Origin of the sequence: Synechococcus sp. MIT S9507 (genome assembly GCF_047304715.1) — a bacterium.
In the GTDB taxonomy this organism is placed as follows: Bacteria; Cyanobacteriota; Cyanobacteriia; order PCC-6307; family Cyanobiaceae; genus Synechococcus_C.
This window is the reverse complement of the sequence record NZ_CP138970.1, coordinates 27,380-49,260: the sequence shown is the minus strand read 5'-3', so window position 1 is coordinate 49,260 and position 21,881 is coordinate 27,380. Positions and strand designations below refer to the sequence as shown.

The 21,881-nt window shown below is 57.0% G+C and carries 21 protein-coding genes; 13 read left to right on the top strand and 8 right to left on the bottom strand.

What is annotated here, in order from left to right:
• Positions 1 to 975 carry an N-acetylmuramic acid 6-phosphate etherase gene (murQ, locus tag SIB83_RS00220; protein ID WP_413746409.1) on the top strand — a complete coding sequence of 325 codons (975 nt, stop codon included), beginning with the start codon at positions 1 to 3 and terminating at the stop codon, positions 973 to 975.
• On the opposite strand, the gene mtnP is transcribed toward murQ, so the two are convergent.
• Positions 966 to 1,910 (bottom strand): S-methyl-5'-thioadenosine phosphorylase, encoded by a 945-nt coding sequence (mtnP, locus tag SIB83_RS00215; RefSeq protein WP_413746408.1) that lies wholly within the window; start codon positions 1,908 to 1,910, stop codon positions 966 to 968. The two genes, murQ and mtnP, sit on opposite strands and share 10 nt — an antisense overlap.
• A gap of 46 nt (positions 1,911 to 1,956) precedes the next feature.
• Here mtnP and SIB83_RS00210 point away from each other — a divergent pair, with 46 nt between their 5' ends.
• Positions 1,957 to 2,385, top strand: coding sequence for a peptidylprolyl isomerase (locus SIB83_RS00210; protein ID WP_413406439.1), 429 nt, complete (start codon positions 1,957 to 1,959; stop codon positions 2,383 to 2,385).
• Here SIB83_RS00210 and ribBA read toward each other — a convergent pair.
• Positions 2,373 to 3,986 carry a bifunctional 3,4-dihydroxy-2-butanone-4-phosphate synthase/GTP cyclohydrolase II gene (gene ribBA / locus SIB83_RS00205; RefSeq protein ID WP_413746407.1) on the bottom strand — a complete coding sequence of 538 codons (1,614 nt, stop codon included), beginning with the start codon at positions 3,984 to 3,986 and terminating at the stop codon, positions 2,373 to 2,375. The two genes, SIB83_RS00210 and ribBA, sit on opposite strands and share 13 nt — an antisense overlap.
• A gap of 108 nt (positions 3,987 to 4,094) precedes the next feature.
• On the opposite strand from ribBA, the gene argC reads away from it, so the two are divergent.
• The gene (gene argC, locus SIB83_RS00200) at positions 4,095 to 5,159 is read left to right on the top strand and encodes an N-acetyl-gamma-glutamyl-phosphate reductase (RefSeq protein ID WP_413402738.1); all 1,065 of its coding nucleotides are present in this window, start codon (positions 4,095 to 4,097) and stop codon (positions 5,157 to 5,159) included.
• Here argC and purN read toward each other — a convergent pair.
• Positions 5,150 to 5,809, bottom strand: coding sequence for a phosphoribosylglycinamide formyltransferase (gene purN / locus SIB83_RS00195; protein ID WP_413746406.1), 660 nt, complete (start codon positions 5,807 to 5,809; stop codon positions 5,150 to 5,152). The genes argC and purN overlap by 10 nt on opposite strands.
• A gap of 36 nt (positions 5,810 to 5,845) precedes the next feature.
• On the opposite strand from purN, the gene SIB83_RS00190 reads away from it, so the two are divergent.
• From SIB83_RS00190 to SIB83_RS00180, 3 genes are read left to right on the top strand one after another with little or no spacing between them, the layout of a single operon-like run.
• Complete coding sequence (locus SIB83_RS00190) at positions 5,846 to 6,187, top strand: DUF1257 domain-containing protein (RefSeq protein ID WP_413746405.1); 342 nt, start codon at positions 5,846 to 5,848, stop codon at positions 6,185 to 6,187.
• Positions 6,187 to 7,884, top strand: coding sequence for a signal protein PDZ (locus SIB83_RS00185; protein WP_413746404.1), 1,698 nt, complete (start codon positions 6,187 to 6,189; stop codon positions 7,882 to 7,884). Before SIB83_RS00190 ends, SIB83_RS00185 begins: the two co-directional genes overlap by 1 nt.
• Positions 7,866 to 8,783: an N-acetylmuramoyl-L-alanine amidase gene (locus SIB83_RS00180; RefSeq protein ID WP_413746403.1), complete on the top strand. Its 918-nt coding sequence runs from the start codon at positions 7,866 to 7,868 to the stop codon at positions 8,781 to 8,783. The genes SIB83_RS00185 and SIB83_RS00180 overlap by 19 nt, the downstream gene beginning before the upstream one ends.
• A 17-nt stretch (positions 8,784 to 8,800) precedes the next feature.
• On the opposite strand, the gene SIB83_RS00175 is transcribed toward SIB83_RS00180, so the two are convergent.
• Entirely contained in the window at positions 8,801 to 9,589 is a 789-nt protein-coding gene (locus SIB83_RS00175; protein WP_413746402.1) for a helicase DnaB, read from the bottom strand.
• Positions 9,590 to 9,707: 118 nt separating this feature from the next.
• Between SIB83_RS00175 and SIB83_RS00170 the strand changes: the two genes are divergently transcribed.
• Positions 9,708 to 11,306 (top strand): glucose-6-phosphate isomerase, encoded by a 1,599-nt coding sequence (locus tag SIB83_RS00170; RefSeq protein ID WP_413746401.1) that lies wholly within the window; start codon positions 9,708 to 9,710, stop codon positions 11,304 to 11,306.
• 7 nt (positions 11,307 to 11,313) lie between these two features.
• Here the strand turns inward: SIB83_RS00170 and leuS are convergent, their stop codons facing one another.
• Both leuS and SIB83_RS00160 read right to left on the bottom strand, forming a co-directional pair.
• Positions 11,314 to 13,950, bottom strand: coding sequence for a leucine--tRNA ligase (gene leuS, locus SIB83_RS00165; RefSeq protein WP_413746400.1), 2,637 nt, complete (start codon positions 13,948 to 13,950; stop codon positions 11,314 to 11,316).
• Between the two features lie 70 nt (positions 13,951 to 14,020).
• A complete protein-coding gene (locus SIB83_RS00160; protein WP_413402724.1) occupies positions 14,021 to 14,242 on the bottom strand; it encodes an Hfq-related RNA-binding protein in 222 nt (73 codons plus the stop codon).
• 237 nt (positions 14,243 to 14,479) lie between these two features.
• Between SIB83_RS00160 and SIB83_RS00155 the strand changes: the two genes are divergently transcribed.
• The 6 genes from SIB83_RS00155 (at position 14,480) to SIB83_RS00130 (ending at position 20,191) form a co-directional block, all read left to right on the top strand.
• Positions 14,480 to 14,647 (top strand): hypothetical protein, encoded by a 168-nt coding sequence (locus tag SIB83_RS00155; protein ID WP_413746399.1) that lies wholly within the window; start codon positions 14,480 to 14,482, stop codon positions 14,645 to 14,647.
• A gap of 673 nt (positions 14,648 to 15,320) precedes the next feature.
• Positions 15,321 to 16,418 carry a diaminopimelate epimerase gene (gene dapF / locus SIB83_RS00150; protein WP_413746398.1) on the top strand — a complete coding sequence of 366 codons (1,098 nt, stop codon included), beginning with the start codon at positions 15,321 to 15,323 and terminating at the stop codon, positions 16,416 to 16,418.
• Positions 16,419 to 16,425: 7 nt separating this feature from the next.
• Positions 16,426 to 17,586, top strand: coding sequence for a cysteine desulfurase family protein (locus SIB83_RS00145; protein WP_413746397.1), 1,161 nt, complete (start codon positions 16,426 to 16,428; stop codon positions 17,584 to 17,586).
• Between the two features lie 46 nt (positions 17,587 to 17,632).
• Positions 17,633 to 18,328: a DUF1995 family protein gene (locus tag SIB83_RS00140; protein WP_413746396.1), complete on the top strand. Its 696-nt coding sequence runs from the start codon at positions 17,633 to 17,635 to the stop codon at positions 18,326 to 18,328.
• A 46-nt stretch (positions 18,329 to 18,374) separates the two neighbouring features.
• The gene (locus SIB83_RS00135) at positions 18,375 to 18,890 is read left to right on the top strand and encodes a DUF4330 domain-containing protein (protein WP_413402714.1); all 516 of its coding nucleotides are present in this window, start codon (positions 18,375 to 18,377) and stop codon (positions 18,888 to 18,890) included.
• A complete protein-coding gene (locus tag SIB83_RS00130; RefSeq protein WP_413746395.1) occupies positions 18,887 to 20,191 on the top strand; it encodes a D-alanyl-D-alanine carboxypeptidase/D-alanyl-D-alanine-endopeptidase in 1,305 nt (434 codons plus the stop codon). Before SIB83_RS00135 ends, SIB83_RS00130 begins: the two co-directional genes overlap by 4 nt.
• Here SIB83_RS00130 and SIB83_RS00125 read toward each other — a convergent pair.
• Together SIB83_RS00125 and coaD are read right to left on the bottom strand one after the other, a co-directional pair.
• On the bottom strand, positions 20,136 to 21,065 hold the full coding sequence (locus tag SIB83_RS00125; RefSeq protein WP_413746394.1) for a hypothetical protein: 930 nt from the start codon (positions 21,063 to 21,065) through the stop codon (positions 20,136 to 20,138). The two genes, SIB83_RS00130 and SIB83_RS00125, sit on opposite strands and share 56 nt — an antisense overlap.
• Positions 21,062 to 21,559 carry a pantetheine-phosphate adenylyltransferase gene (gene coaD, locus SIB83_RS00120; protein ID WP_413746393.1) on the bottom strand — a complete coding sequence of 166 codons (498 nt, stop codon included), beginning with the start codon at positions 21,557 to 21,559 and terminating at the stop codon, positions 21,062 to 21,064. Before coaD ends, SIB83_RS00125 begins: the two co-directional genes overlap by 4 nt.
• Positions 21,560 to 21,881 lie beyond the last annotated feature (322 nt).

Sequence of the window (21,881 nt, the reverse complement as noted above, 5' to 3'; positions counted from 1 at the left end):
ATGGCTGACTCCCCATCCCCTGATTGCGGATCTTCCTCCCTGGTTGCACCGTCCGGCGACCGTGGTTATCTGCTGACCGAACAGGTGAACCCTGCGAGTGCTCAGCTCGATCAGCTTTCAACCGATGAACTTGTCGGGCTGTTTATCGAAGAGGATCTCAAACCACAGCAAGCGGTCTTCGGGGCCAGAACAGCTTTGAGTCAGGCCGTCGATGCCATCGCGGAACGTCTGAAAAGAAGCGGTCGACTTTTCTATCTGGGTGCCGGGACGTCGGGCCGACTCGGTGTGCTGGATGCAGCTGAATGTCCGCCAACCTTCTGCAGCCCTCCGGAGCTCGTGCAGGGGATTCTTGCCGGGGGTGCTCCGGCTCTGTTGCGCAGTTCCGAAGGCCTTGAGGATCTTGAATCCGCGGCGGTGAATGATCTTCAGCAACGAGGCTTCAACTCGGATGACTGCCTGGTCGGTATCGCCGCAGGAGGAACGACCCCCTACGTTCGAGGTGGACTGGGCCATGCCAAGGATCTCGGTGCACTGACGATCGCCATGGCCTGTGTGCCCTCAGACCAGGCTCCTCTACCTTGCGCAATCGACATTCGATTGCTCACTGGCCCCGAGCTGCTGACAGGCTCAACGCGTCTGAAAGCAGGAACGGCAACAAAAATGGCCCTCAACATCCTCTCAACCGGAGTGATGGTGAAGCTGGGCAAGGTCTACGGCAACAGTATGGTTGATGTTGCCGCCAGCAACAGCAAGCTTGTCGACCGTTCCATCAGAATTCTCGGGGATCTTCTCGGTCTGGATCGAAAGCTTGCTCTGCTGCTTTTGGAACGCGCCCAGGGATCTGTGAAACGTGCTCTGTTAATGGGCAGCTGTGGTCTTGAAACGGATGAAGCTGATGTTCTCCTTGAAGCTCACTCAGCTGATCTCAGAGCTGCGCTGAACAGCCAGGGTCAATCTCTCCCGGTTCAGGATTGAATGCTTCCCCAGTAAGGACTGGTGAAGAGATCGAGACGCTTTCGGGTCTCTGCAGGCACTGCATCAGGAGATGTCATCAGAGCATGTTCCAGGGCGTTGTGGGCAGGAGATCCTGGCCTTTCCTCTCTGAAGCTGTTCATCAACCGTTCCAGGATCGGGCCAGTGGCGGTTGCATTGGCCTTGAGGTTGCCCACCACCATCTCCACGGTGACCGCGTCATGGTCATCGTGCCAGCAGTCGAAATCAGTCACCATGCTGAGTGAGGCATAAGCGATTTCCGCTTCTCTGGCCAGTCGTGCTTCCGTGTGATTGGTCATGCCGATCACATCGCAACCCCAGCTGCGGTAAAGCTCGCTTTCAGCGCGGGTTGAAAAGGCGGGACCTTCCATGCAGAGATAGGTCCCGCCTCGATGAAGATGATGTCCAACGGGCATCTCGCCCGCTGCAGCTGCTGCCAGCCATTCACTCAGAGTGGGGCAGAACGGGTCTGCCAGGCTGACGTGAGCGACGCATCCATTTCCGAAAAAGGACTGAGGACGTTGCCTGGTCCGGTCGATGAACTGATGCGGAACCACCATGTCGCGCGGTCTCAGATGTTCTCTCAGCGAGCCCACGGCGGACACTGAAATCAGCCAGCGCACGCCAAGACTGCGCAGGGCCCAGACATTGGCCCGATAGGGGACCTCACTGGGCAGCAGATGGTGCTGTCGTCCATGGCGAGCCAGAAAAACCACTTCCACCCCGTTCAGGGTTCCGATCCTCAGGGCATCCGATGGACTGCCGAATGGAGTCTCGATCTGAACCTCCCTGATCGATTCAAGGCTGTTGATGGAGTAAAGACCGCTGCCACCAATCACTCCCACCCGGGCGGAATCGAGCTGTGGATCCGAGGCTGTCTGAGGCATGGAGCGGTTGAGGTCGTCCTTCACAATCATCTGCCTAGCATGGTGTTTTCGGATTGACGCCTTGACGACCGTTCTCATGTCCACGGACGCCGGCGACATCAAGCTGGAGATGTTCGAACAGGACGCTCCAAACACCGTTGCCAACTTCGTCAAGCTTGCTCGCGACGGCTTCTATGACGGACTCGCCTTCCACAGGGTGATCAACGGTTTCATGGCTCAGGGCGGATGCCCCAACAGCCGCGAGGGATCACGAGGAACTCCTGGCACCGGCGGCCCCGGTTACATGATCGATTGCGAAATCAACAGCAAAAAGCATGTACCGGGCGCGCTGTCGATGGCACATGCCGGTCGCAACACGGGCGGCAGCCAGTTCTTCATCGTTCATGAAGCCCAGCCTCATCTCGATGGTGTGCACACCGTTTTCGGCCTGACCGGTGACATGGATGTGGTGATGGCCATCAAGAACGGAACAAGGATTCAGAAGGTCACGGTTCAGGACCAGTGAATCAAGGCAGCCTGGTTTCCATCGGGGAACCAGGCGCTCCCCTCCTGCTCCTCGACGAGTGAACTGCGTTTCAGTTCCCTGCGCTCCAGCGTCTGGGGTGGGTGAGTGATCTGCTGCTCATTCACTGTGTGCAGAAGACCAAGTCTTGATGTTTCCGGCCAGGCCGCCATGGCCCTGAGTATTGCCTGAATTGAATTCAAATCAGGATCCGAGTCCTGCAGGGACCAGACAAAGCGTGGGCGTTCCCACAGTGCCAGCAGGCGAGGTCCCTGTTCAGCCTGCAGCTGAAGTCCATTTGCTTCGCTCTGCTGTTCAACCCGATGCAGCAGGTCGGATAGAACTCCGTCATCCGTTGAGTTGCTGTCGAGACACAGCACCCAGTGAGAACTGTTTTCGATGGCATCCAGTAGATGGCCAAGCTTTTCTTTCTTGGTGGCCAGGTATCTGGCATTGAAATCACCGACAGGAGGCTTCATCGGCACACGCTTCACCACTTCAAGGCCATAGCCACCGAGCCCTGCAATTTTTCTTGGGTTGTTGGTGAGCAGATTGAGCCTGTGAATCCCAAGGTCACTGAGAATCTGTGCTCCGACTCCGTAATTGCGCAGGTCAGGAGCAAATCCCAGCTTTTCGTTGGCTTCAACGGTGTCGAGTCCTCCCTCCTGGAGGCTGTAGGCCTTGAACTTGTTGATCAGACCGATGCCCCGGCCTTCCTGGCGCAGATAGACAACAACTCCTTCTCCTTTTTTTTCAATGTGCTTCATTGCCGTGTGCAGCTGGGCACGACAGTCGCAACGCATGGATCCGAAGGCATCACCTGTGAGGCATTCGGAATGCATCCGCACCAGCACGGGTTCGTTCAGATTGTTGGGGTCGCCCTTGACCAGAGCGACATGTTCACTGCCATCCAGTTCATTGGAGTATCCGATGGCCAGGAAGGAGCCGAATTCCGTTGGCAGTGAGCACTGGGCCGATCGCACCACAAAACGTTCGTTATCGAGCCGGTAACGAATCAGGTCTTCGATGCTGATCAGCTTCAATCCGCGTTCACGCGCGTAGATCTTCAGTTCCGGAAGTCGTGCCATGGAGCCGTCGGGATTCTGAATCTCACAGATCACTCCGGATGGATAGAGGCCCGACATCTGGGCGAGATCAACGGCAGCCTCGGTGTGCCCTGCACGCTTGAGAACACCTCCCGGTCGAGCTCTGAGCGGGAAGATGTGACCGGGCCTGCGCAGATCCGAAGGTTTGGAGCCCGGTTGGATCGCCACCTGGATCGTGCGCGATCGGTCGTCTGCTGAAATCCCTGTGGACACTCCGTTTTCGGGCCCGGCATCGATGCTCACGGTGAATGCCGTCTGATTGGAGTCGGTGTTGCGATCAACCATCAGAGGCAGATCAAGCGCATCAAGGCGCTCACCCTCCATGGCAAGACAGATCAGACCACGCGCCTCAGTGGCCATGAAGTTGATCTGTTCAGGCGTGGCGAACTGAGCTGCGCAGATCAGATCACCTTCGTTTTCCCGGCGTTCATCGTCCACGACCACGATGCACTCCCCATTTCTGATGGCGGCAAGTGCATCGGGAATCGAATCGAACATGGGCCAGTCCCCTCGGTATGAACAACGGAATCGGACACCATTCCAGGTGCCCTTAAAGCTTTAGCCATTATCGGCGTCGGTACGATCGATTCATGTGCCGTCGCCGGAATGGGGATTCAACGGGTTGCTGTGGTGGGTGCCTCCGGGTACGGAGGTCTGCAGACCCTTCGCCTCCTGAACGCCCATCCAGCGTTTGAAATCACTTACCTGGGTGGTGAAAGATCAGCAGGTCGCTCATGGAGCGAGATCTGCCCCTTTCTTCCGCTTGGTGATGACCTCACTGTGGACAGTCCGGATCCGGATCGCATCGCCGCCGCTGCCGACTTTGCGGTGCTGAGTCTTCCCAACGGTCTGGCGAGTCAGCTGGTGCCTCCTCTTCTTGACAAAGGAGTGCGGGTGGTGGATCTCTCCGCTGATTACCGCTACCGCAGCCTGGATCAATGGGCTGCGGTCTACGTCCATGAGGCCAGAACTCACCAGCGCACGGATGCTGATCTCTGCCGGAAGGCGGTTTATGGCCTTCCTGAATGGCATGGCGCTGAAATCGCCGACGCTTTGCTGGTGGCTGCTCCTGGTTGTTTCCCCACCACAAGCCTTCTGCCGTTGCTGCCATTTCTCAAGCAGGGGCTGATTGAGACGGAAGGCTTGATCATCGATGCCAAAACCGGCACCTCCGGTGGAGGTCGGGCTGCCAAGGAGCACTTACTGCTGGCCGAGGCATCCGAGTCGATCAGTCCCTACGGCGTGGTGGGACATCGCCACACATCGGAAATTGAACAGCTTGCCAGCAGCGTGGCGGGATGCCCTATCCAGATCCAGTTCACTCCCCATCTCGTTCCCATGGTCAGAGGGCTGTTGTCCACGGTTTATGCACGTTTGCGGGATCCCGGTCTCACCGCGGAAGACTGCACGACGGTTCTCGAGGCTGTGTATCGCCATCACCCCTGTGTCCGCGTGTTGCCTGTTGGCACCTATCCCGCCACAAAATGGGCCAGGCACACCAATCTGGCTCTTCTGTCTGTCCAGGTGGACGGTCGCACCGGACGTCTCGTGTTGATGAGCGCTGTGGACAATCTGATGAAGGGGCAGGCAGGCCAGGGAGTGCAGTGTCTCAACCTGATGGCGGGCCTCCCGGTGAGTGAGGGGCTACCACTGGCACCCTTCTATCCCTGAGTTCCCGCCGCTGATCTCCAGCGTTGACCCGCGAGAGCTGTTGCCCAGGGAAGCAGCTGGTGTTCCTGTTTCTGAATGCGGCGGGCAAGTTGCTCCCGGTCGTCGCCCTCAAGGATTGGAACGGCGGCCTGAGCAAGCACCGGTCCGGTATCCACATCCTTCTGCACCTCATGCACCGTGCAGCCGGCGATGGTGACTCCTGATGTCAGACACTGACCGATGGCATCCATTCCTCGGAAGGCCGGCAGCAGTGATGGATGGATGTTGATCAACCTGCCTGGAAATGCGTCGATCAGCACAGGTGTGACGATGCGCATCCAACCGGCCATCACCACAGCTTCAACACCTTCGTTTCTGAATGTGGTCACCAGGTCTTCATCCATGGCCTCTCTGCTCGCAAACTGGCGGTGATCTCTGAGTTCACAGGGAATATTCAGTCGACTGGCTCTCTGAATCGCTTCACAACCGGGGTTGTTCACCACCAGCAGATGAATCCGGGCATCCAGGTCGCCGCAGCTGATGGCGTTGTGCAGTGCTTCGAAATTCGTACCTGCTCCTGAGGCCATCACCCCCAGCCGCAAGGGTGAATCGAACCTGGGCCATGTCCCGATGGCTGGAACGATCAATGCGGAGTAGCACCCGCTGTCCATCTGGCTAGGGTCAGATTGCGCGGGCATTCCGAATCCATGTCCCATTTGTCCATCCTGCCCACATTGGTGACGGATCTCGATCTGCTTGAGATCGCTCTACGCAGCGAAGGATTCAAGGTCTTTCGACGAGGGATCGTCAGCTCCTTCGACACTCATCATTCGGTGGACCTTGCCGCTGTTCACCCCTCCGGTCTGCAATTGGGCTGGAGACAGAGTGACGATCAGCCCCATTTCGATCTGGTGGCGGATCTGGCCGCACCTGAGGGCTCAGGACAGACCGAATCAGCTCTGCGACGTGTGCTGCGTCGTTACGCCATGAATCAGGCCATGCGGCACGCGGAGATTCTTGATGCCGAGACGGTCACAGCCGGCAGCTGATGGCCGACGTTCACGTTGCGCTCGACCTTGGTTCACCTGCGTCACAGCTTCTCTGGGTCGAGCTTCGGTGGAGTCCCGCACAACCCCAGCAGACATGGACCTTGCCTGTCTGGACGCCTGGGTCCTACACCGTCAGGGATCCCTCACAGCATCTTCACAGCCTCACCGTTGAGCAGGCAGGTCAAGTCCTGGTCCCTCGTCGACGATCTCCGGAGACATGGGACCTGGAATGCCGAGTTTCAGAGCCGATCACATTGCGGTACGCGCTGGAAGCAAGGCAGCTGACAGTCCGCACCAACCACCTCGATCCCGTCTTTGCCTCTCTCTGCCTTTCAGCAGTGGTGATGTTGGTGGAGGGGCAGCGCTGGAATCCACATGCTCTTGACGTGTTGCTTCCGGCTTCCTGGTCTGTGGTCTGTCCGTTGCCACGGACCAACGGCTCCTTTCTGGCCGAGGACTTCGACCATCTTGTTGACGCTCCGGTTCATGCCGGCGAGCTCCAGGTTGAGACGTTGAACGTGAGAAAGGTGGCCCATGAACTGGTCTTGATCGGCATTCCACCGTCGGGCTGGTCGAAAACCTTGCCGCAGGAGATTGAAGCGATCTGTTCGTCCGTCTGCGATCTGATGGATTCGGACCCACCTTCTCGAGAGCCTTATCAGCTTGTGTTGCAATTGCTGGATCAGGGCTACGGAGGGCTGGAGCACGACAACTCCTCGGTCATGCAGTTCCCCTGGACGCGGCTGCTCGAAGAGGGGGGAACCCGCAGTTTGCTTCAGCTGATCGGCCATGAATATCTTCATCAGTGGAACGTCAGACGACTCCGTCCGAGTGAATACGTTCCCTATCGCTATGACCGGCCTGTGATCAGTGAGGGGCTCTGGTTCGCTGAAGGCATCACCAGTTATTTCGATCTGGCTCTGCCTCTGCTTTCCGGTTTTTCCAGCCGTCTGGATCTTCTCGAGGATCTTGCTGCCGATCTCTCCCATGTGCTGCTGAATCCCGGTACGGGCATCCAGTCCCTCGCCGACAGTTCAAGGGAGGCCTGGGTTCGCCTGTATAAACAATCTCCCGCCAACGCTCGCAGCCAGATCAGCTACTACCGGCTTGGCACCGCATTGGCCTTCTGTCTTGATGTGCGTCTGCGGCAGGTCGGGGGATCACTGGCTGAAACGCTGCGTCTGCTCTGGAACCAACTGGGCGTCAGCGGAAGGGGTTACACGCGTGTTGCCTTGATGGAAGCCATCGGAGCCAGTTCAGCTCAACTGGCCGCACAACTGCCCGACTGGCTGGATGACTGCGGCTCGATACCGATTGAGCCCTGCCTGAACGCACTGGGTCTCGAGCTTGAGCCGGTGATGGCGGCTCATCCCGATGCTGGTTGGACGCTGCGTGAAGGAGATGGAAGTGTGTGGATCGATCGCACGACCTCCTCCGGGCCCGCTGAGTCAGCAGGTCTGGTTGCCGGCGATGAGCTGATGGCAATCAGAAACTGGCGCTGCCGGACTCTGAAACGAAGCCAACAGCTGCTGCAGGGTTCTGATCATTGTCAGGTGATCTACAGCCGTCGTGGACGGATCGCCAACACGCAGCTATCCCTTAAAAAGGCCGGGGTGGAACGTCACCGATTGGCCTGGGACCCTGGTGCACCCAGGGAGGCTCGTTTGCTCCGCGATCAATGGTTCCAGATCATCTGAACCGTGTGTGGCTGAAGGCTCGTGATCGGCTGCGCCGTCCGGGAGCTGGAATTCTGCTGGGGACAACCTCCACGCTGTTGCTTGTTCTGTCGCTCGTCGGCTTCTCAGCGGAGAAGTCCACTGAACAGGGCGCCCGCAAGCCTTCCCTGCTCGATCTGCTGGATGAAGTTGCTCGCGACGCCGAGCAGAAAGAGGCTCCTCCTGGACTGCCGCCGGAGGTTCCAAAAGCTGCTTCCTGGTCTTCACCTCTGGCTCGGCAATGTTCCGGAATTGATCAGTCGATGCGCAAGCGGCTGCTTTCGAAACGGCGCAAACTCGCTCAGCTGCGTCAATCAATCCCAGCCGATCCCACCAACTATGGAGACCGGTTCCGCAGCAATCCCTGGGGTCAGCCCATTGACCCTGCTCCACGGGTTGTGGTTCTGCATGAAACGGTCTATTCCCTCACTTCAGCGCTGAACACGTTTCTCACACCCCATCCCCGTGATGAGGATCAGGTCAGTTACCACACTCTGGTTGGCCTGGATGGATCAATCGTTGATGTTGTTGACCCTCTCAAGAGGGCCTATGGCGCTGGATATTCGGCGTTCCTCGGTGAGTGGGCCGTCACCAACTCCGAATTTGATGGTTCTGTCAACAATTTTGCTCTCCATCTCAGTCTGGAAACGCCGGATGATGGGCAGGGTCGCACCGGCAACCACAGCGGCTACACAGCCGCTCAGTACGACGCCCTTGCTCTGGTTCTGGATGGCTGGCTGGAACGTTTTGAAATTGATCCTGCTGCGATCACCACGCATCGTCATGTGGATCTTGGGGGTGCAAGGGCTGATCCCCGGAGTTTCTCCTGGTCCGATCTGCAGCAGCGGCTCGCTGCTTTAGGAACGATGTGCCACTCGTAGTCACGAGTGATTCCTGCTCAGATCAAAGGAAGCGGCTTTGGACGGATTCTTGAGTAGATCAGCCCGTGCAGTGCCGGGTCTTGCATGTAGCGCAGGACCCTTGCGGGGTAGTCAAGTTTGCCGTTATGCAGGTAAGCCAGGATGGCGATCGCTTTGGCGTCGACGTAGGAACGACTGGCAATCAGGATTGAATCACGCTCCAGTCCAAGCTCCCCTTTCAAGCGTGAGAGCTTCGCCGCAAGCAGTTCAATGTTGGCATCGGGATCCATCAGCAGGTCCCGGGCGGCAGCGATCTGCTGATAGGTGGGATCAGCAGGCAATCGACCTTGATGAATCAGCTCACTGATTCCCAGTTGTGCAGGGCCATGGGTCTCCACGAGTCCTGAATGCACGACGAAAGGAAGGTCCTCCCCCGGTTTCGAGTGCTGAATTTCGTCGAACAGGATGGCCGTGATCAGCATCGGATTGATCCGGTGGCGAGCGGCTTCCCTCTGGATTGAGGGTTTCAGCCTGTTGAGTCTTGACAGGGTGTTGGCACGCAGAGGCTGGAATTGATCGATCCCCCTGGTGAACAGCTGGGCCAGTTGGGTCTGGGGACCATGAACACCGAATCGGCGTTGAAGCAGTTCAAGCTCTTCCGCGCTGAAATCGGTTGGGTCAGGGTCATTCTCCTGAGAAAGGGGTGAGGAAGACTGCGCAGCATCGCCCTGGGAATTGATCCCATCCAGTGGTTGCCGAAACGACCCTGATATGGCAATTGCCACGACTGCCAGAGTTGTCAGGCTTTTGATTGCTCTGGGGACCATTGCGGTGCAGAAACTGAGCCTGTCAGGAAGTATTGACGGAGACTAGCCGTGTCGTCTCAGTTCATGGGCATTCCGCTGGATCCTGGATAACTTCGGCACAGAGAGTTCTCTCCACTAGATGAGTTTCCCGGATTTCAGTGCCACGGATGCCCAGATTCAATGGCAGAGATTCTGTGATCTTCTCTGGCATCACGAGGACCTCGGAATGTGGCTTGATATCAGTCGCATGCACCTGAACAACGCCCAGCTTGAAGAGCTGACTCCCAGGCTGGAGAAGGCCTTTGAGGCCATGAAGGCTCTTGAGAACGGTGCCATCGCCAATGCCGATGAAAATCGTCAGGTTGGTCATTACTGGCTGAGACATCCTCAACTGGCACCCGATCCGGACGTCGGTCAGCACATTGCTTCGGAGATTGATGAGATCGAGCAGTTCGGCAAGGCGGTGATCAACGGAACGATCAAGTCTCCGACAGGTCAACCGTTCACCGATGTGCTGTGGATCGGCATCGGTGGCAGTGGGCTTGGCCCCCTCTTGATGATTCGCGCCCTGCAGGACAAGGATGCCGGTCTTCCTTTCCATTTTTTCGACAATGTGGATCCCAACGGAATGAGTCGGGTCCTTGATGGGATTGGTGATGCCCTGCGCACCACTCTGTTCGTGACGGTGAGCAAATCCGGAGGCACACCCGAGCCCCATCTCGGTATGGAACAGGCGCGTCATCGCCTGGAAGCGGTCGGAGGCCAGTGGTCAGCTCAGGCTGTGGCGATCACCATGGCCGACAGCAAGCTGGATCAACAGGCTGTTCGGGAAAACTGGCTTCAGCGTTTCGACATGTTCGACTGGGTCGGAGGGCGCACCAGCATCACCAGCGCCGTTGGCCTGGTTCCTGGGGCGTTGATCGGAACTGATATCCGCAGCTTCCTGGCAGGTGCTTCACAGATGGATGAGGTCACTCGTGAAAGTGATGTGCGCCGCAACCCTGCAGCGTTGATGGCAGCTTCCTGGTATGCGGCCGGGGATGGCAAGGGCAAGCGCGACATGGTGGTGCTTCCCTATCGCGATCGTCTGGAGGTGTTCAGCCGTTACCTGCAGCAGCTCGTGATGGAATCGCTCGGCAAGCGCCTTGATCGCAATGGTGACGTTGCCCACCAGGGCATCGCCGTCTACGGCAACAAAGGGTCAACGGATCAACACGCCTACGTTCAACAACTCCGGGACGGCGTCGACAATTTTTTTGTGACGTTCATCGAAGTGCTTCGTGATGTAGAGGCGATTCCTGAGATCAACGGCGAGCGCCCCGGAGACTTCCTTGACGGCTTCCTTCAGGGAACCCGCTCGGCACTCACAGAGGGAGGACGCCAGAGTCTGAGTATCAGCATGCGTCAGTTCGATCCCCGCCGACTCGGTGCGTTGATTGCACTGTTCGAGCGTGCCGTGGGCCTTTATGGAGAACTGGTCAATATCAATGCCTATCACCAGCCAGGAGTGGAGGCTGGCAAGAAGGCAGCAGCAGCGATTCTCAAACTTCAGGGCCAGGTGGAGGAGGTGCTTAGCGATGGAGTGTCCCGTTCGGTTGTGGAGATTCAGCAGGCCATCGGCGAAGGATCAGTTGAAGCCGTTTTCTGGATTGTGCGTCATCTCACCGGAAACAACCGTGGCTATCAAGCGCAGGGTGACTGGAACAAACCGGCCACTCTGCGTTTCAGCAAATTGTGATCCGCGTTCAGGACGGAACAAGATTCACCAGCTTTCCAGGCACCACGATCACCCTTCTTGGCGGTTTGCCCTCCAGCCACCTCTTCGCCACTTCGCTGGCCAGTGCAAGGGCCTCGAGAGTTTCCTTGTCGCAGTCCGCCGGGACCTGAATGGTTCCACGGACTTTTCCCTTGATCTGAATCACCAGTTCGACACTGTCCTGGATCAGGGCCTGAGGATCATGCTGAGGCCAGCTCTGGCCATGAACACTGCCCTGGCCTCCGAGCCGTGACCAGAACTCTTCTGCAAGGTGCGGAGCAAAAGGGGCAAGCAGTCTGACCAGCGCACCCATCGCTTCCACCTGGATGGGTCTTGATGCCTCAAGCACAGCCCCTGAAAGACTGTTCGACAGTTTCATCAACTCCGAAATTGCGGTGTTGAACTGGAACTCCCCGCTGAGATCCTCACCCACAGCCTGAATGGCGAGATGCACAGCGCGTCGGATCGCGGTTTCGGATTCCGTCAGCACTTCGGGAATGGACGGGGAGACTGTGAATAGAAGTGAATCCGGAGCTGTCACAGTCCTGACGCTGTCAACAAGACGCCAGAGACGTTGAAGGAAGCGGAACTGACCTTCCACATCGGCGTCATCCCACTCAAGATCCTTTTCCGGTGGTGCTTTGAAGAGAATGAACATCCGTGCTGTGTCCGCTCCGTAGCGGTCAATCACCACTGCCGGATCCACTCCGTTGTGCTTCGACTTGGACATTTTTTCGAACAGCACCTCAAGTTCCCCGCCGTCTTCGGGGTCAGTGGGAGCACCCTGATCAGCCACCTGAGCAGGTGCGACATATTTCCCGGTGCGCGGATTTCGGTAGGTCACCCCCTGCACCATTCCCTGAGTCAACAGCCGCTCAAAAGGCTCGTTGATCGAGATCAGGCCGCGATCCCTCAGTGCCTTTGTGAAAAATCGGGAGTACAGCAGATGCAGAATGGCGTGTTCGATACCTCCCACATATTGCTGAACGGGAAGCCAGCGCTTCACGGCTTCGTCATCAAATGGACGATCTGAGTTGTGAGGATCAGCGAAACGCAGGAAATACCAGGATGAACACATGAAGGTGTCCATGGTGTCGGTCTCGCGTCGTGCCGGCTTTCCGCAGACAGGACAGGGGACATTCACCCAGGCATCGAGTGCCGCAAGAGGGGATCCACCCTTGCCGGCAAGATTCACGTCTTTGGGCAGAGCCACCGGCAACTGATCGGCTGGAACCGGCTGGGCACCACAATCCGGACAATGGACGATCGGAATCGGACAACCCCAGTAGCGCTGTCGCGAGATCAACCAGTCCCGAAGCCTGTATTGACGTTTGGCTCGCGCCCAGCCTTTGCTCGTGCCGTGTTCGGTGATCGACTGCTTGGCCTGCTCATTGCTCTGTCCATCGAACGGCCCGCTGTTGACCAGGGTTCCAGGACCGGTCCATGCCTCACCGTCATTGAGGTGTTCGTCAGCCCCATCCATCTGGATGACGCGCTGCACGGGCAGCTCATAGGTCCGCGCGAAACGGAAATCGCGTTCGTCATGGGCGGGTACTCCCATCACCGCTCCGGTTCCGTATTCGGCAAGGACGTAGTCAGCAACCCAGATCGGAACGTTCTCTCCGTTGGCAGGATTCACCGCTTCGGCACCGGTGGCGACGCCACGCTTTGGACGATCATCCGCCGTGCGCTCATCGTTTGAGAGGTCGCTGATCAGATCGCGGAAGGCTTCGACGGATTCTCTGTGAGCAGCTGTGGTGAGTGCATCGACCAATGGATGCTCAGGGGCCAGAACCACGTAACTGACACCGAACAGGGTGTCAGCCCTGGTGGTGAACACGGTGATCGTGGCGTCCTCATGGCCATTCACCTGGAAGTCGATTTCTGTTCCGATGGAGCGTCCGATCCAGTTGGCCTGCATGGTGCGGACCCGCTCAGGCCAGCCCTGCAGCTGATCCAGATCGTCGAGCAGGTCATCGGCGTACTGAGTGATTTTCAGGAACCACTGCTTGAGGTTTTTCTGTTCAACCAGTGCGCCGGATCGCCAGGAACGACCCTCCGAATCAACCTGCTCGTTGGCAAGCACCGTCTGGTCGATGGGGTCCCAGTTCACGGTTGCTTCCTTCTGGTAGGCCAGGCCTGCTGCATGCAACTCAAGAAAAAGCCACTGTGTCCAGCGGTAATAGTCCTCATGGCATGTGGCCTGTTCCCGCGACCAATCGATCGATAGCCCGAGACGTCCGAGCTGATCTCTCATCTGTTCGATATTTCTGTCTGTCCAGACTCCGGGGTCCACGTTGCGTTCAATCGCTGCGTTTTCAGCCGGCAAACCGAAGGCGTCCCAGCCCATCGGGTGCAGCACAGCATCACCGCGCATGCGCTGAACCCTGGCGATCACATCGGTGATCACGTAGTTCCGGACGTGCCCCATGTGAAGGCTGCCGGAGGGGTATGGAAACATCGACAGCGCGTAAAACGCCCTCTGGTCTGAGCTTGGCTCCTGGGTCTGATAGAGATTTCTCCTTTCCCATTGCCGCTGCCACTGTTCTTCGAGGAGAGCGGGGTTGTAGCGATCGGACAGCCCCGGGGTGGAGTCGGGCTTGGGCGAGGACTGCGGGGCTGTCACATCAGGAAAACACCTGCGAGAGATCGTGACACAGCTCGAGGCCTTCCTCTGCAGGCAGTGCCGAAGTCGTTCAGGCCAAGGGGCGAATGGTGAGCACTGCAAGCCGATTGATCAGGAGAGGTTCGCTGCTTTCCTCCCGTTGGAGTGCGAAAAACTGAGGATCCTGCCAGGTGAGACGACCGTCCAATCTGCGACCGTCGTTCAGCTCGATGCCCAGTATTCGCTGCTCTCGAATCCACGACTGAATTAACCGGATACCGGGCAAGCTGGGATCAAAGCCCGTTGAATCCATGGTTTTGAGATGAAATACGGCATGCCATCATCACTTCAGCAAAGGGATCTGGGAACGTCAATCAGGATGGGGGATGCACGCTTGTGTGTTGGATTGACCCTGTATCAGAACTTGATCAAATGATAGTCAGACATCGGCTATTTCTGTACTAATTAAACACTGATCGGGATTTTTTTGAATTTAACTCCTGAGACAAGAGAGCAGTTGCTCATCGCGCTGACGAATCAGTGGGCTTCCATGCTGGATCAGCTGGATGAGGGGGACTTCACCCCTGAAGATTTTTATGAAATCCGTAAAGTTGATTCAGACGATGAGCTGATCAGGGAGAGTGACTGTCAAACGGCCGAGGAACTGAACAAATTTATTGATGACTGGTATTACAGCGGCTTCTGGTCATCACCTTGATCAAAAAGATCACCAAACCCTCGACACTTAGTTGAATGCTAATAGGGATCAATGCAGATCTTGGTGGATCGTTTTTCACATTAAAAAGTAGATGAATGAATGGATTCCATGGTTCGTGGTCATGTGATGAATTTCTGTTGAATTGTGCGAGGACGCCAATTGCATGATTGCTGAAAAAGTTTCTGAACAAAGGCTCACAGGTTTTTAATCATCTTTGTCGTGTGTGGTGATTCCTGGAAAATTTTTCTTGTTTGCAGTGCACGAATTGGATCAAAGTGTTCGATGCGCGTATCCTTTGCAACAGCTTTATGAGGAAATTCTCTGATCTTTGCTCCTCATACTTCGGCTTGTGTCGCTACTTTGCCCGGATCTGGCTGGGTTTTCTGTGTTGAATTTTCTGTTACTTCTGATCTTGCCCCTGGTGGCGATGCTCGGAGGCTGGGCTGTTCTGTCATCAGCAAGCTGAATGGAGATTCGGCTGAAATGAGTGGGCAGTAATGGACCTGGTCGGACCATAGTTTTTCTCAGCTGAAATTTTGTGGGTTTCGCCTTGCCTGCAGGCACAGCGATCGACATCAACCTTCCGGTAGAACAGCTTGCATGAGTTGAGATTGAGTCTGACTAATCAGGTGTTGAAATCCTGTAAAGTACTGCAATCACAGGGTTGTTCTGAATGCTGACATTCAGTAAGTATCAAGGACTTGGCAACGACTTCATTCTGATGGAGGGTCGTTCCGGTCAGCTGCCTGCTGAGATTCGCGACCCTGATCCAAGCTGGGTCCGGCGCCTGTGTGATCGTCGTTTCGGCATCGGAGCCGATGGATTGATTCTGGCTCTGCCTCCGGAGAGTGATGGGGAGCTGCGTATGCGCATTTTCAATGCCGATGGTTCCGAGGCGGAGATGTGCGGAAACGGAATTCGCTGCCTGGCGCGCTTCCTCGCCGACAGCGACGGGGATGGTCCTGGTCGTCAATGGCCGATTGAAACTCCCGCTGGTCTGATCATTCCCTCACTTCAGGATGACGGACAGATCCGGGTGGACATGGGAGCTCCGTTCCTTGATCCAGCCGCTGTTCCAACCTCTCTCACTGCTGACGAAAGGGGACTTCCGGTAGGGGAACTTTCACTGGACGGCGACACTCTTGCCCTGGCAGCGGTGGGGATGGGAAATCCCCACGCCATCGTTCCTGTTGAGGATCTTGATTCGATTCCCTTTGAACGCTGGGGTGCGCAGCTGGAGTGCCATGAGGTCTTCCCTGCCAAGGCCAATGTGCATTTTTTGAAGGTGCATGGCCCTTCCCAGCTCGAAATCAGAGTGTGGGAACGGGGTGCCGGTCCCACACTTGCCTGTGGCACAGGGGCTTGCGCAACGCTTGTGGCTGCAGTTCAGCTCGGTCTGAGTGATCGACAGGCCACTGTCGAGCTGCCCGGAGGCCCTCTTCAGATCAGCTGGGAGACATCCGATGCATCAGTGTTCATGACCGGTCCTGCCGTGGCCGTCTTCGATGGTGTTCTCAACCCTGAATGTGTTTCGTTTCACCCATCACCGGCAGATGAGACACTGCCGACTGCAAAACAACCTGTGTCTTCAAAGCCCCTCATCAGTGACTCCGCGATCTCCCAATCAGTTGATGACTGTTCCGAAGAAGAGGCTCAATCACGGGTTCAGGAGTTCCTTGCCTCCAATTCCCTGGATTCGATGATCAGCATCGCCACTGAATCCCTGGAACAGCGAACCCTGTCGCGTCTTCAACGCGATATTCAACCCTGAAGGACGCTTGATCTATCTCGATGCCTGCGCCACAGCGCCCCTCAGGCCTGGGGTGCTTCACCGCATGATTGCGACCCAGGATCAGGCCTGGGGCAATCCTTCGAGTCTCCATGGATTTGGTCTGAAAGCATCCGAAGCCCTCGAGAGGGCCCGTTTTCAGATTGCTGAGCAGCTCCGTTCGGATGTTCAGGACGTGGTGTTCACTTCCGGTGCCACCGAATCCATCCACCTTGCACTTCATGGAATGGCCTCCTCCGTTGAACCAGGGCGGCTTGTCATCTCTTCCGTTGAACACCCCGCCGTTTCTGGGTGTGCCAATCAGCTTGCGAAAAGCGGTTGGGATGTGAGCGAATGGCCGGTTGATCAGCTTGGAAGAATCCGTCTTGAATGTCTGGATGAATTGTTGTCACCTCCGACCCGGATTGTGTCTCTGGTGTGGGGCCAGGGTGAAGTCGGCACGATTCAGCCACTGCTTGCCGTTGCAGAAGCCTGCAGTCAGAGAGGAATTCTCATTCACACAGACGCCACGCAGGTCCTCAGCCAGGGGGTTCCCAGCTGGGTTCAACTTTCCGTTGATCTGTTGAGTGCATCGGCTCACAAATGCGGAGGCCCGAGGGGGATCGGATTGCTGATGACGAGGGACCGGAACCGTTCCGCGCTGAATCCTTTGCTCTCCGGTGGTGGGCAGGAGGCAGGCCTGAGAAGTGGTACCGAATCCGTTGTTCTGGCAGCGGGCATGGCCGAAGCGCTGTCTCAGATCGAATGCTGTGTGCCAGCTGATCTCGCCAGATCAGGACATGGGATCTCTGCTCTGCGTGATGATCTACGGGACCGTCTGATCAAGGATGAACGGCTGACCGTCTGTGGTGATCCGGAGGTTCGGCTGCCTCACCATCTTTCACTGCTGGTGAGCGATCACGATGGCACCCCAGTGTCAGGGCGGCGACTCGTCCGCAGTCTTGATGCATGCGGGCTTGCCGTCAGCAGCGGCAGCGCCTGTTCGTCGGGAAAGGACAGCGACAGTGCGGTTTTGACGGCTATGGCACTGCCAAAGGCAATGCGTCGTTCCAGTATCCGAATCAGCCTCGGAGACTGGATTGAACACAAGGATCTTGATGTGATTGTGGAGCGCTTCCAGGCCGGTCTTGAGCAGGCCCTCTGCAGTTGACGTGTCAGCGGCTGTACGCTCCGGCCAACTGATCTGAAAGATCCTTGTGAGCGCCGTTCTTCCCGCTGATCTATCCGAAGCTGAACAGCGGACATTCGTTGCTCTGAGTGAGGTTCTCGGCACCAAACGTCGTGGTCGCTGGCAAGTCACCTGGAAATTCGAAGGTCTTCGTTTGCTGGGCCCTTCCATCCGGCTTGCTCTGGCCCTCAAGGACAGTGGCATCGGCCTGCTGCTGGCCTGGCCTGATGCGGGCGCTGCTGCGCTGGCCAAGCGCGATGGCCCTGAGCTTGCCGAGTGCTGTGTTGATCTGAATCAGCTGCAACGTGATCCCGCCTGGGCAGGACGTGGCGATCTCCTGCTGATTGTGGGTGCTCAGCCAAACGATTACGAAACGGTTGAGGCCATCTGTGCCCAGTGGTTTCAACCTGTGGTGCTGCTCAACAGCCGTCTCGAAGACGCCGCAGTTGGAATCGGCAGCGTTGCTCGCCAAAGACGTAAAGGATTCATGTCCACCTGGCAATCAGCCTTTCACCTGGAACCCTTCGTTCAAGGTGCTCTGCTGCAGGAACACCAGCAGCAGTGGGAGCTCTTCAGACAGGATCCTGACGGTTTTCGCTGGGTGAAGCAATTTGAAGCTCGTCCGGATCAGGAACAGATTGATGAGGCTCTTACCAGTAGTGGAGCTGGTTTAAAGCAGACTCTCGGGGCGATGGACCGCTTCATTGACGATCTGCGTGGTTGATCCTCAAGCTCAACATCTTTAGTGTTGCCGTCTTCAGCGCTCTCCCATGGCCTTCTCTGATCGTCTTCGATCGATGTCAGTCATTGACGCAGCAGCGGCGATTGTTGCATTGGTTGCCGTGGGAGGTGTGTTGTGGAGTCCGAAGCTCAGCAACACGGTTGCCAGAGCAACAGGAGCCATCAAGCCTGTTGAAGTCACGGTTGATGTCCGCAACACCAGTGCCGCGGATCCTGATCAACTGATTGCGGAAGCCCTCAAATCCGGGCGCACCACCCTGGTGATCCGCAATCAGCCCGCTGGAAGCGTGAAGCTGATCAGGGTGGATGACATCAGACGCAGGCTGGTGTCCGTCCTTCCTGATGGCCGTGTCGTGACGGCTGATGACCCAAACAGGCAGATCCAGGGGATGCTTGACGCGCGTTTTGTTCTCCAAGGTGACGCAACGGTCAAGTCCTCCGGTGTCGTGATGGCCGGCACCAATCTGAAGGTGGGCACTCCCGTGGAGCTGGAGGGTCGTTTCTACCGGGTCAATGGAATTGTGAGCGGAGTCTCCCTGCAATGAAAAAAACTGTTCTGAGCCTTGGTCTGCTGCTGATCCCTTTTTCAGAGCCTGTTGCCGCAGGAGCGGCAGTCCCACTGATCATTCCCCCGCCTCCTCAGACTCAGCAGCCGTTGCCTCAGCTGCAACCTGCCCGTGTCTGTCCGGCTCTTGAGAAGGCTCTCAGAGTCAATCTTGGAGGAGAAGCAAAGGTCTGGTCCGTCACCGTTCTGAACAGTGATGGAGATGTTCTCGGCGATGTGAATGGATCGGTTCCGAGAATTCCCGCCTCAAACCAGAAGCTGATCAGCACGGCCTATGCGCTTGATCGCCTCGGGCCCGATTTCCGACTCAAAACCCGCCTTCTTCAGAACCCAGACGGTTCTTTGGAACTCAATGGACAGGGTGATCCCGATCTGGGTATCGCCGGTCTGCAGAGATTCGTGCTTGCAGCTCTTCGTCAGGGTGGTGGTCCTGGAGAGTCCTCCAACACCGTCCAGCTGATGGTGCGTGAGGAGCCACGCAGCAACTGGTGGCCCAGTGACTGGCACCCTGCCGATCGTGGCTACGCCTACGGAGCTCCAATCACCCGTCTGGCCCTCACCAGCAATGCTGTCGGTGGTGCCGTTAGTGACCCCTATGCGCGTCTTCAGCGCCTGTTCGAGCGAGAAGCGCAACGACGTGGCGGTGCGGTTCGGATCCAGAGGGGGCAGCCGCCCCTGAGCACGTCAGATGCCGAACGGATGGACTCACAGATCGTGCTGCACGAGGAGACATCAGCTCCAATGCACGCCTTGCTCAGTCTCGCCAACACGGAGAGCCACAACTTCACTGCGGAAGTTCTGATGCGCCAGGCTTCAGGGCTTTGGGATGTCAGAGCGGCATCACGAGCCACAGAGCGCTGGATGTACGAGCAGGGTCTGCCGATTCAGGGGCTGAGGGTTGCCGATGGCAGTGGGCTGTCACGCAACAATCGGGTCACAAGCCGCACAATCGCTGCTCTGCTGATGCGCATGGATCAGCATCCGTTCTCCGCGTACTACCAGGCATCGATGGCGATCGCCGGCCAGAGGGGAACCTTGCGCAACCTCTACCGCGGATCGGTTCTTGATGGACGTTTCCGTGGAAAGACAGGAACCATCAGTGGTGTGCGGAGTATTTCCGGTTACCTGCAGACCGCTGATGGTCCGAGGTATGTGAGCATGATCTCCAACGGATCCGTTCGCCCCAACACCTTGATGGGGCAGATCCTGCGTTCCGTTCAGAGATTCAGCCCATGCCCCTCATCTGTCGCACCCGCGAAGCGGCGCGACGCGCTCGGCTGATCGGGACGGTCTTGGCATCTTTGGGTTCCATCTCCGATGTCTCCTGTCGTCCGGTCTGGATCTTGATCAGTTCCTGACGTCCGGCCTGCACCACCTGAGCCATCTCCTTCAATCTCTGCTCGAGCTCACCAAGGGTTTGTTCTGCATAACGATTTGCCCCGTCCTGAACATTTCCTGCTTCCTGGCGGCTGCGCTGAATCAACGACTCACATTGCTGCTGGGTCTGTTGTCTGAACTGCAATGCATCTTGATGCAATCGCTCGGCTTCGGCCTGAGCTTCCTTCTGCACACGCAGTCCTTCAACACGGATCTGTTCGAGCTCCTGGAGTGACTGCTGCCGATTGCGTTCATGCTGCTCGGTCAGCTGGCGCTTGAGCTCGTTGGCTTCCTGATCGAGTTGTTGACGGCGTTGCAACGACTCCTGTTCAAGCTGCTGACGACGGGAGGCAAACTGCTGTTCCAGCTGCGCATGCTTGCTTTGCATGTCCTGCTCCATCTGGGCAGCCTGCTGCCGGACGCCCTGCAGCATCTGTTCGCACTGCTGACGCACCTGTTCGCGCATGTCGTTGACCTGACGCTCAGCTTCCTGACGGATTGATGCCTGGGCAAGAAGCTGCTCACGCTGTTGCTGGGCCTTGCTGACGATGTCGTCGGCCTGGGTGCGAGCAGTGGAGATGAACTCATCACGCTTCTGGAGCAGCTGATCGGCCTGTTCGATCTGAGCAGGCATCGCTTCACGCACAGCATCAAGCAACTCAACGGCGTCCTGCTCATTGACGAGTCTTCCGCCGCTGAAGGGGATGCGACTTCCCTCCAGCAGGATCTCCTCAAGTTGATCAAGCTGGTCGAGTACAGAAAACCGGATCTCGCTCATCGCTGCGGCTGGCTGAAAGCTGAATTAAAGAACCTCACGAGGTCCTCCGCCACTACAGGCGGCACCATGTGATCAACAGAACCTCCGAATCGGGCCACTTCCTTCACCACGGAACTGCTGAGAAAGCTGTAGTGAGCTGACGTACTGAGGAAGATCGTCTCAAAGTCCGGATCCAGTGACCGGTTGGTATGGGCGATCTGAAGTTCATATTCGAAATCACTCATCGCACGCAGACCACGCAGGATCAGTCGTGTGCCGTGGGACTTGGCGCATTCAACGGTGAGACCGTCGAAGCTGATCACATTCACATTGGCGAGATGGCCTGTTGAGCAACGGATCTGGTGCAATCTCTGTTCCAACGAGAATGCTGGCGACTTACCTGGGTTCTGAAGCACTGCCACCACCAGTTCCTCAACCAGGGAGGCTCCTCGTTCAATCAGATCCAGATGACCAAGGGTCAGAGGGTCGAAGCTGCCTGGATAGAGCGCTTTCATCGCGACGACCTCAGCGGGTAGTGGCCGGATCCTATGCACATCACCATCTCTTGATCTTCATGCGGCACAAGTTCAAGCCAAGGCTCTGAGAGTTGTCAGGGTTAAGCGGGTAGCGTTTGAGCCAAAAGTGATGAAATCAGTGAAATCAATCCTTTGCTAACCGCAGAGATCAAAGATTGTCTGAAAGCTATTTCAGCGACAGCGACGATTCAACTTTTCTTGCTGATTGTTTGTGCACTGCATCCATCAATGCAGCGGTGAACAGATCAGCCACTGAGAGCTCCAGGCACTGATGTAAACGTTTCCCAGGGTCTTCGACAGG

What these genes read in the sequence shown, in the direction of transcription:
- murQ (WP_413746409.1), top strand. Translation starts at nt 1, where the DNA reads ATGGCTGACTCCCCATCCCCTGATTGCGGATCTTCCTCCCTGGTTGCA.
- mtnP (WP_413746408.1), bottom strand. Translation starts at nt 1,910, where the DNA reads ATGATTGTGAAGGACGACCTCAACCGCTCCATGCCTCAGACAGCCTCG.
- SIB83_RS00210 (WP_413406439.1), top strand. Translation starts at nt 1,957, where the DNA reads ATGTCCACGGACGCCGGCGACATCAAGCTGGAGATGTTCGAACAGGAC.
- ribBA (WP_413746407.1), bottom strand. Translation starts at nt 3,986, where the DNA reads ATGTTCGATTCGATTCCCGATGCACTTGCCGCCATCAGAAATGGGGAG.
- argC (WP_413402738.1), top strand. Translation starts at nt 4,095, where the DNA reads ATGGGGATTCAACGGGTTGCTGTGGTGGGTGCCTCCGGGTACGGAGGT.
- purN (WP_413746406.1), bottom strand. Translation starts at nt 5,809, where the DNA reads ATGGACAGCGGGTGCTACTCCGCATTGATCGTTCCAGCCATCGGGACA.
- SIB83_RS00190 (WP_413746405.1), top strand. Translation starts at nt 5,846, where the DNA reads ATGTCCCATTTGTCCATCCTGCCCACATTGGTGACGGATCTCGATCTG.
- SIB83_RS00185 (WP_413746404.1), top strand. Translation starts at nt 6,187, where the DNA reads ATGGCCGACGTTCACGTTGCGCTCGACCTTGGTTCACCTGCGTCACAG.
- SIB83_RS00180 (WP_413746403.1), top strand. Translation starts at nt 7,866, where the DNA reads ATGGTTCCAGATCATCTGAACCGTGTGTGGCTGAAGGCTCGTGATCGG.
- SIB83_RS00175 (WP_413746402.1), bottom strand. Translation starts at nt 9,589, where the DNA reads ATGGTCCCCAGAGCAATCAAAAGCCTGACAACTCTGGCAGTCGTGGCA.
- SIB83_RS00170 (WP_413746401.1), top strand. Translation starts at nt 9,708, where the DNA reads ATGAGTTTCCCGGATTTCAGTGCCACGGATGCCCAGATTCAATGGCAG.
- SIB83_RS00160 (WP_413402724.1), bottom strand. Translation starts at nt 14,242, where the DNA reads ATGGATTCAACGGGCTTTGATCCCAGCTTGCCCGGTATCCGGTTAATT.
- SIB83_RS00155 (WP_413746399.1), top strand. Translation starts at nt 14,480, where the DNA reads ATGCTGGATCAGCTGGATGAGGGGGACTTCACCCCTGAAGATTTTTAT.
- dapF (WP_413746398.1), top strand. Translation starts at nt 15,321, where the DNA reads ATGCTGACATTCAGTAAGTATCAAGGACTTGGCAACGACTTCATTCTG.
- SIB83_RS00135 (WP_413402714.1), top strand. Translation starts at nt 18,375, where the DNA reads ATGGCCTTCTCTGATCGTCTTCGATCGATGTCAGTCATTGACGCAGCA.
- SIB83_RS00130 (WP_413746395.1), top strand. Translation starts at nt 18,887, where the DNA reads ATGAAAAAAACTGTTCTGAGCCTTGGTCTGCTGCTGATCCCTTTTTCA.
- SIB83_RS00125 (WP_413746394.1), bottom strand. Translation starts at nt 21,065, where the DNA reads ATGAGCGAGATCCGGTTTTCTGTACTCGACCAGCTTGATCAACTTGAG.
- coaD (WP_413746393.1), bottom strand. Translation starts at nt 21,559, where the DNA reads ATGAAAGCGCTCTATCCAGGCAGCTTCGACCCTCTGACCCTTGGTCAT.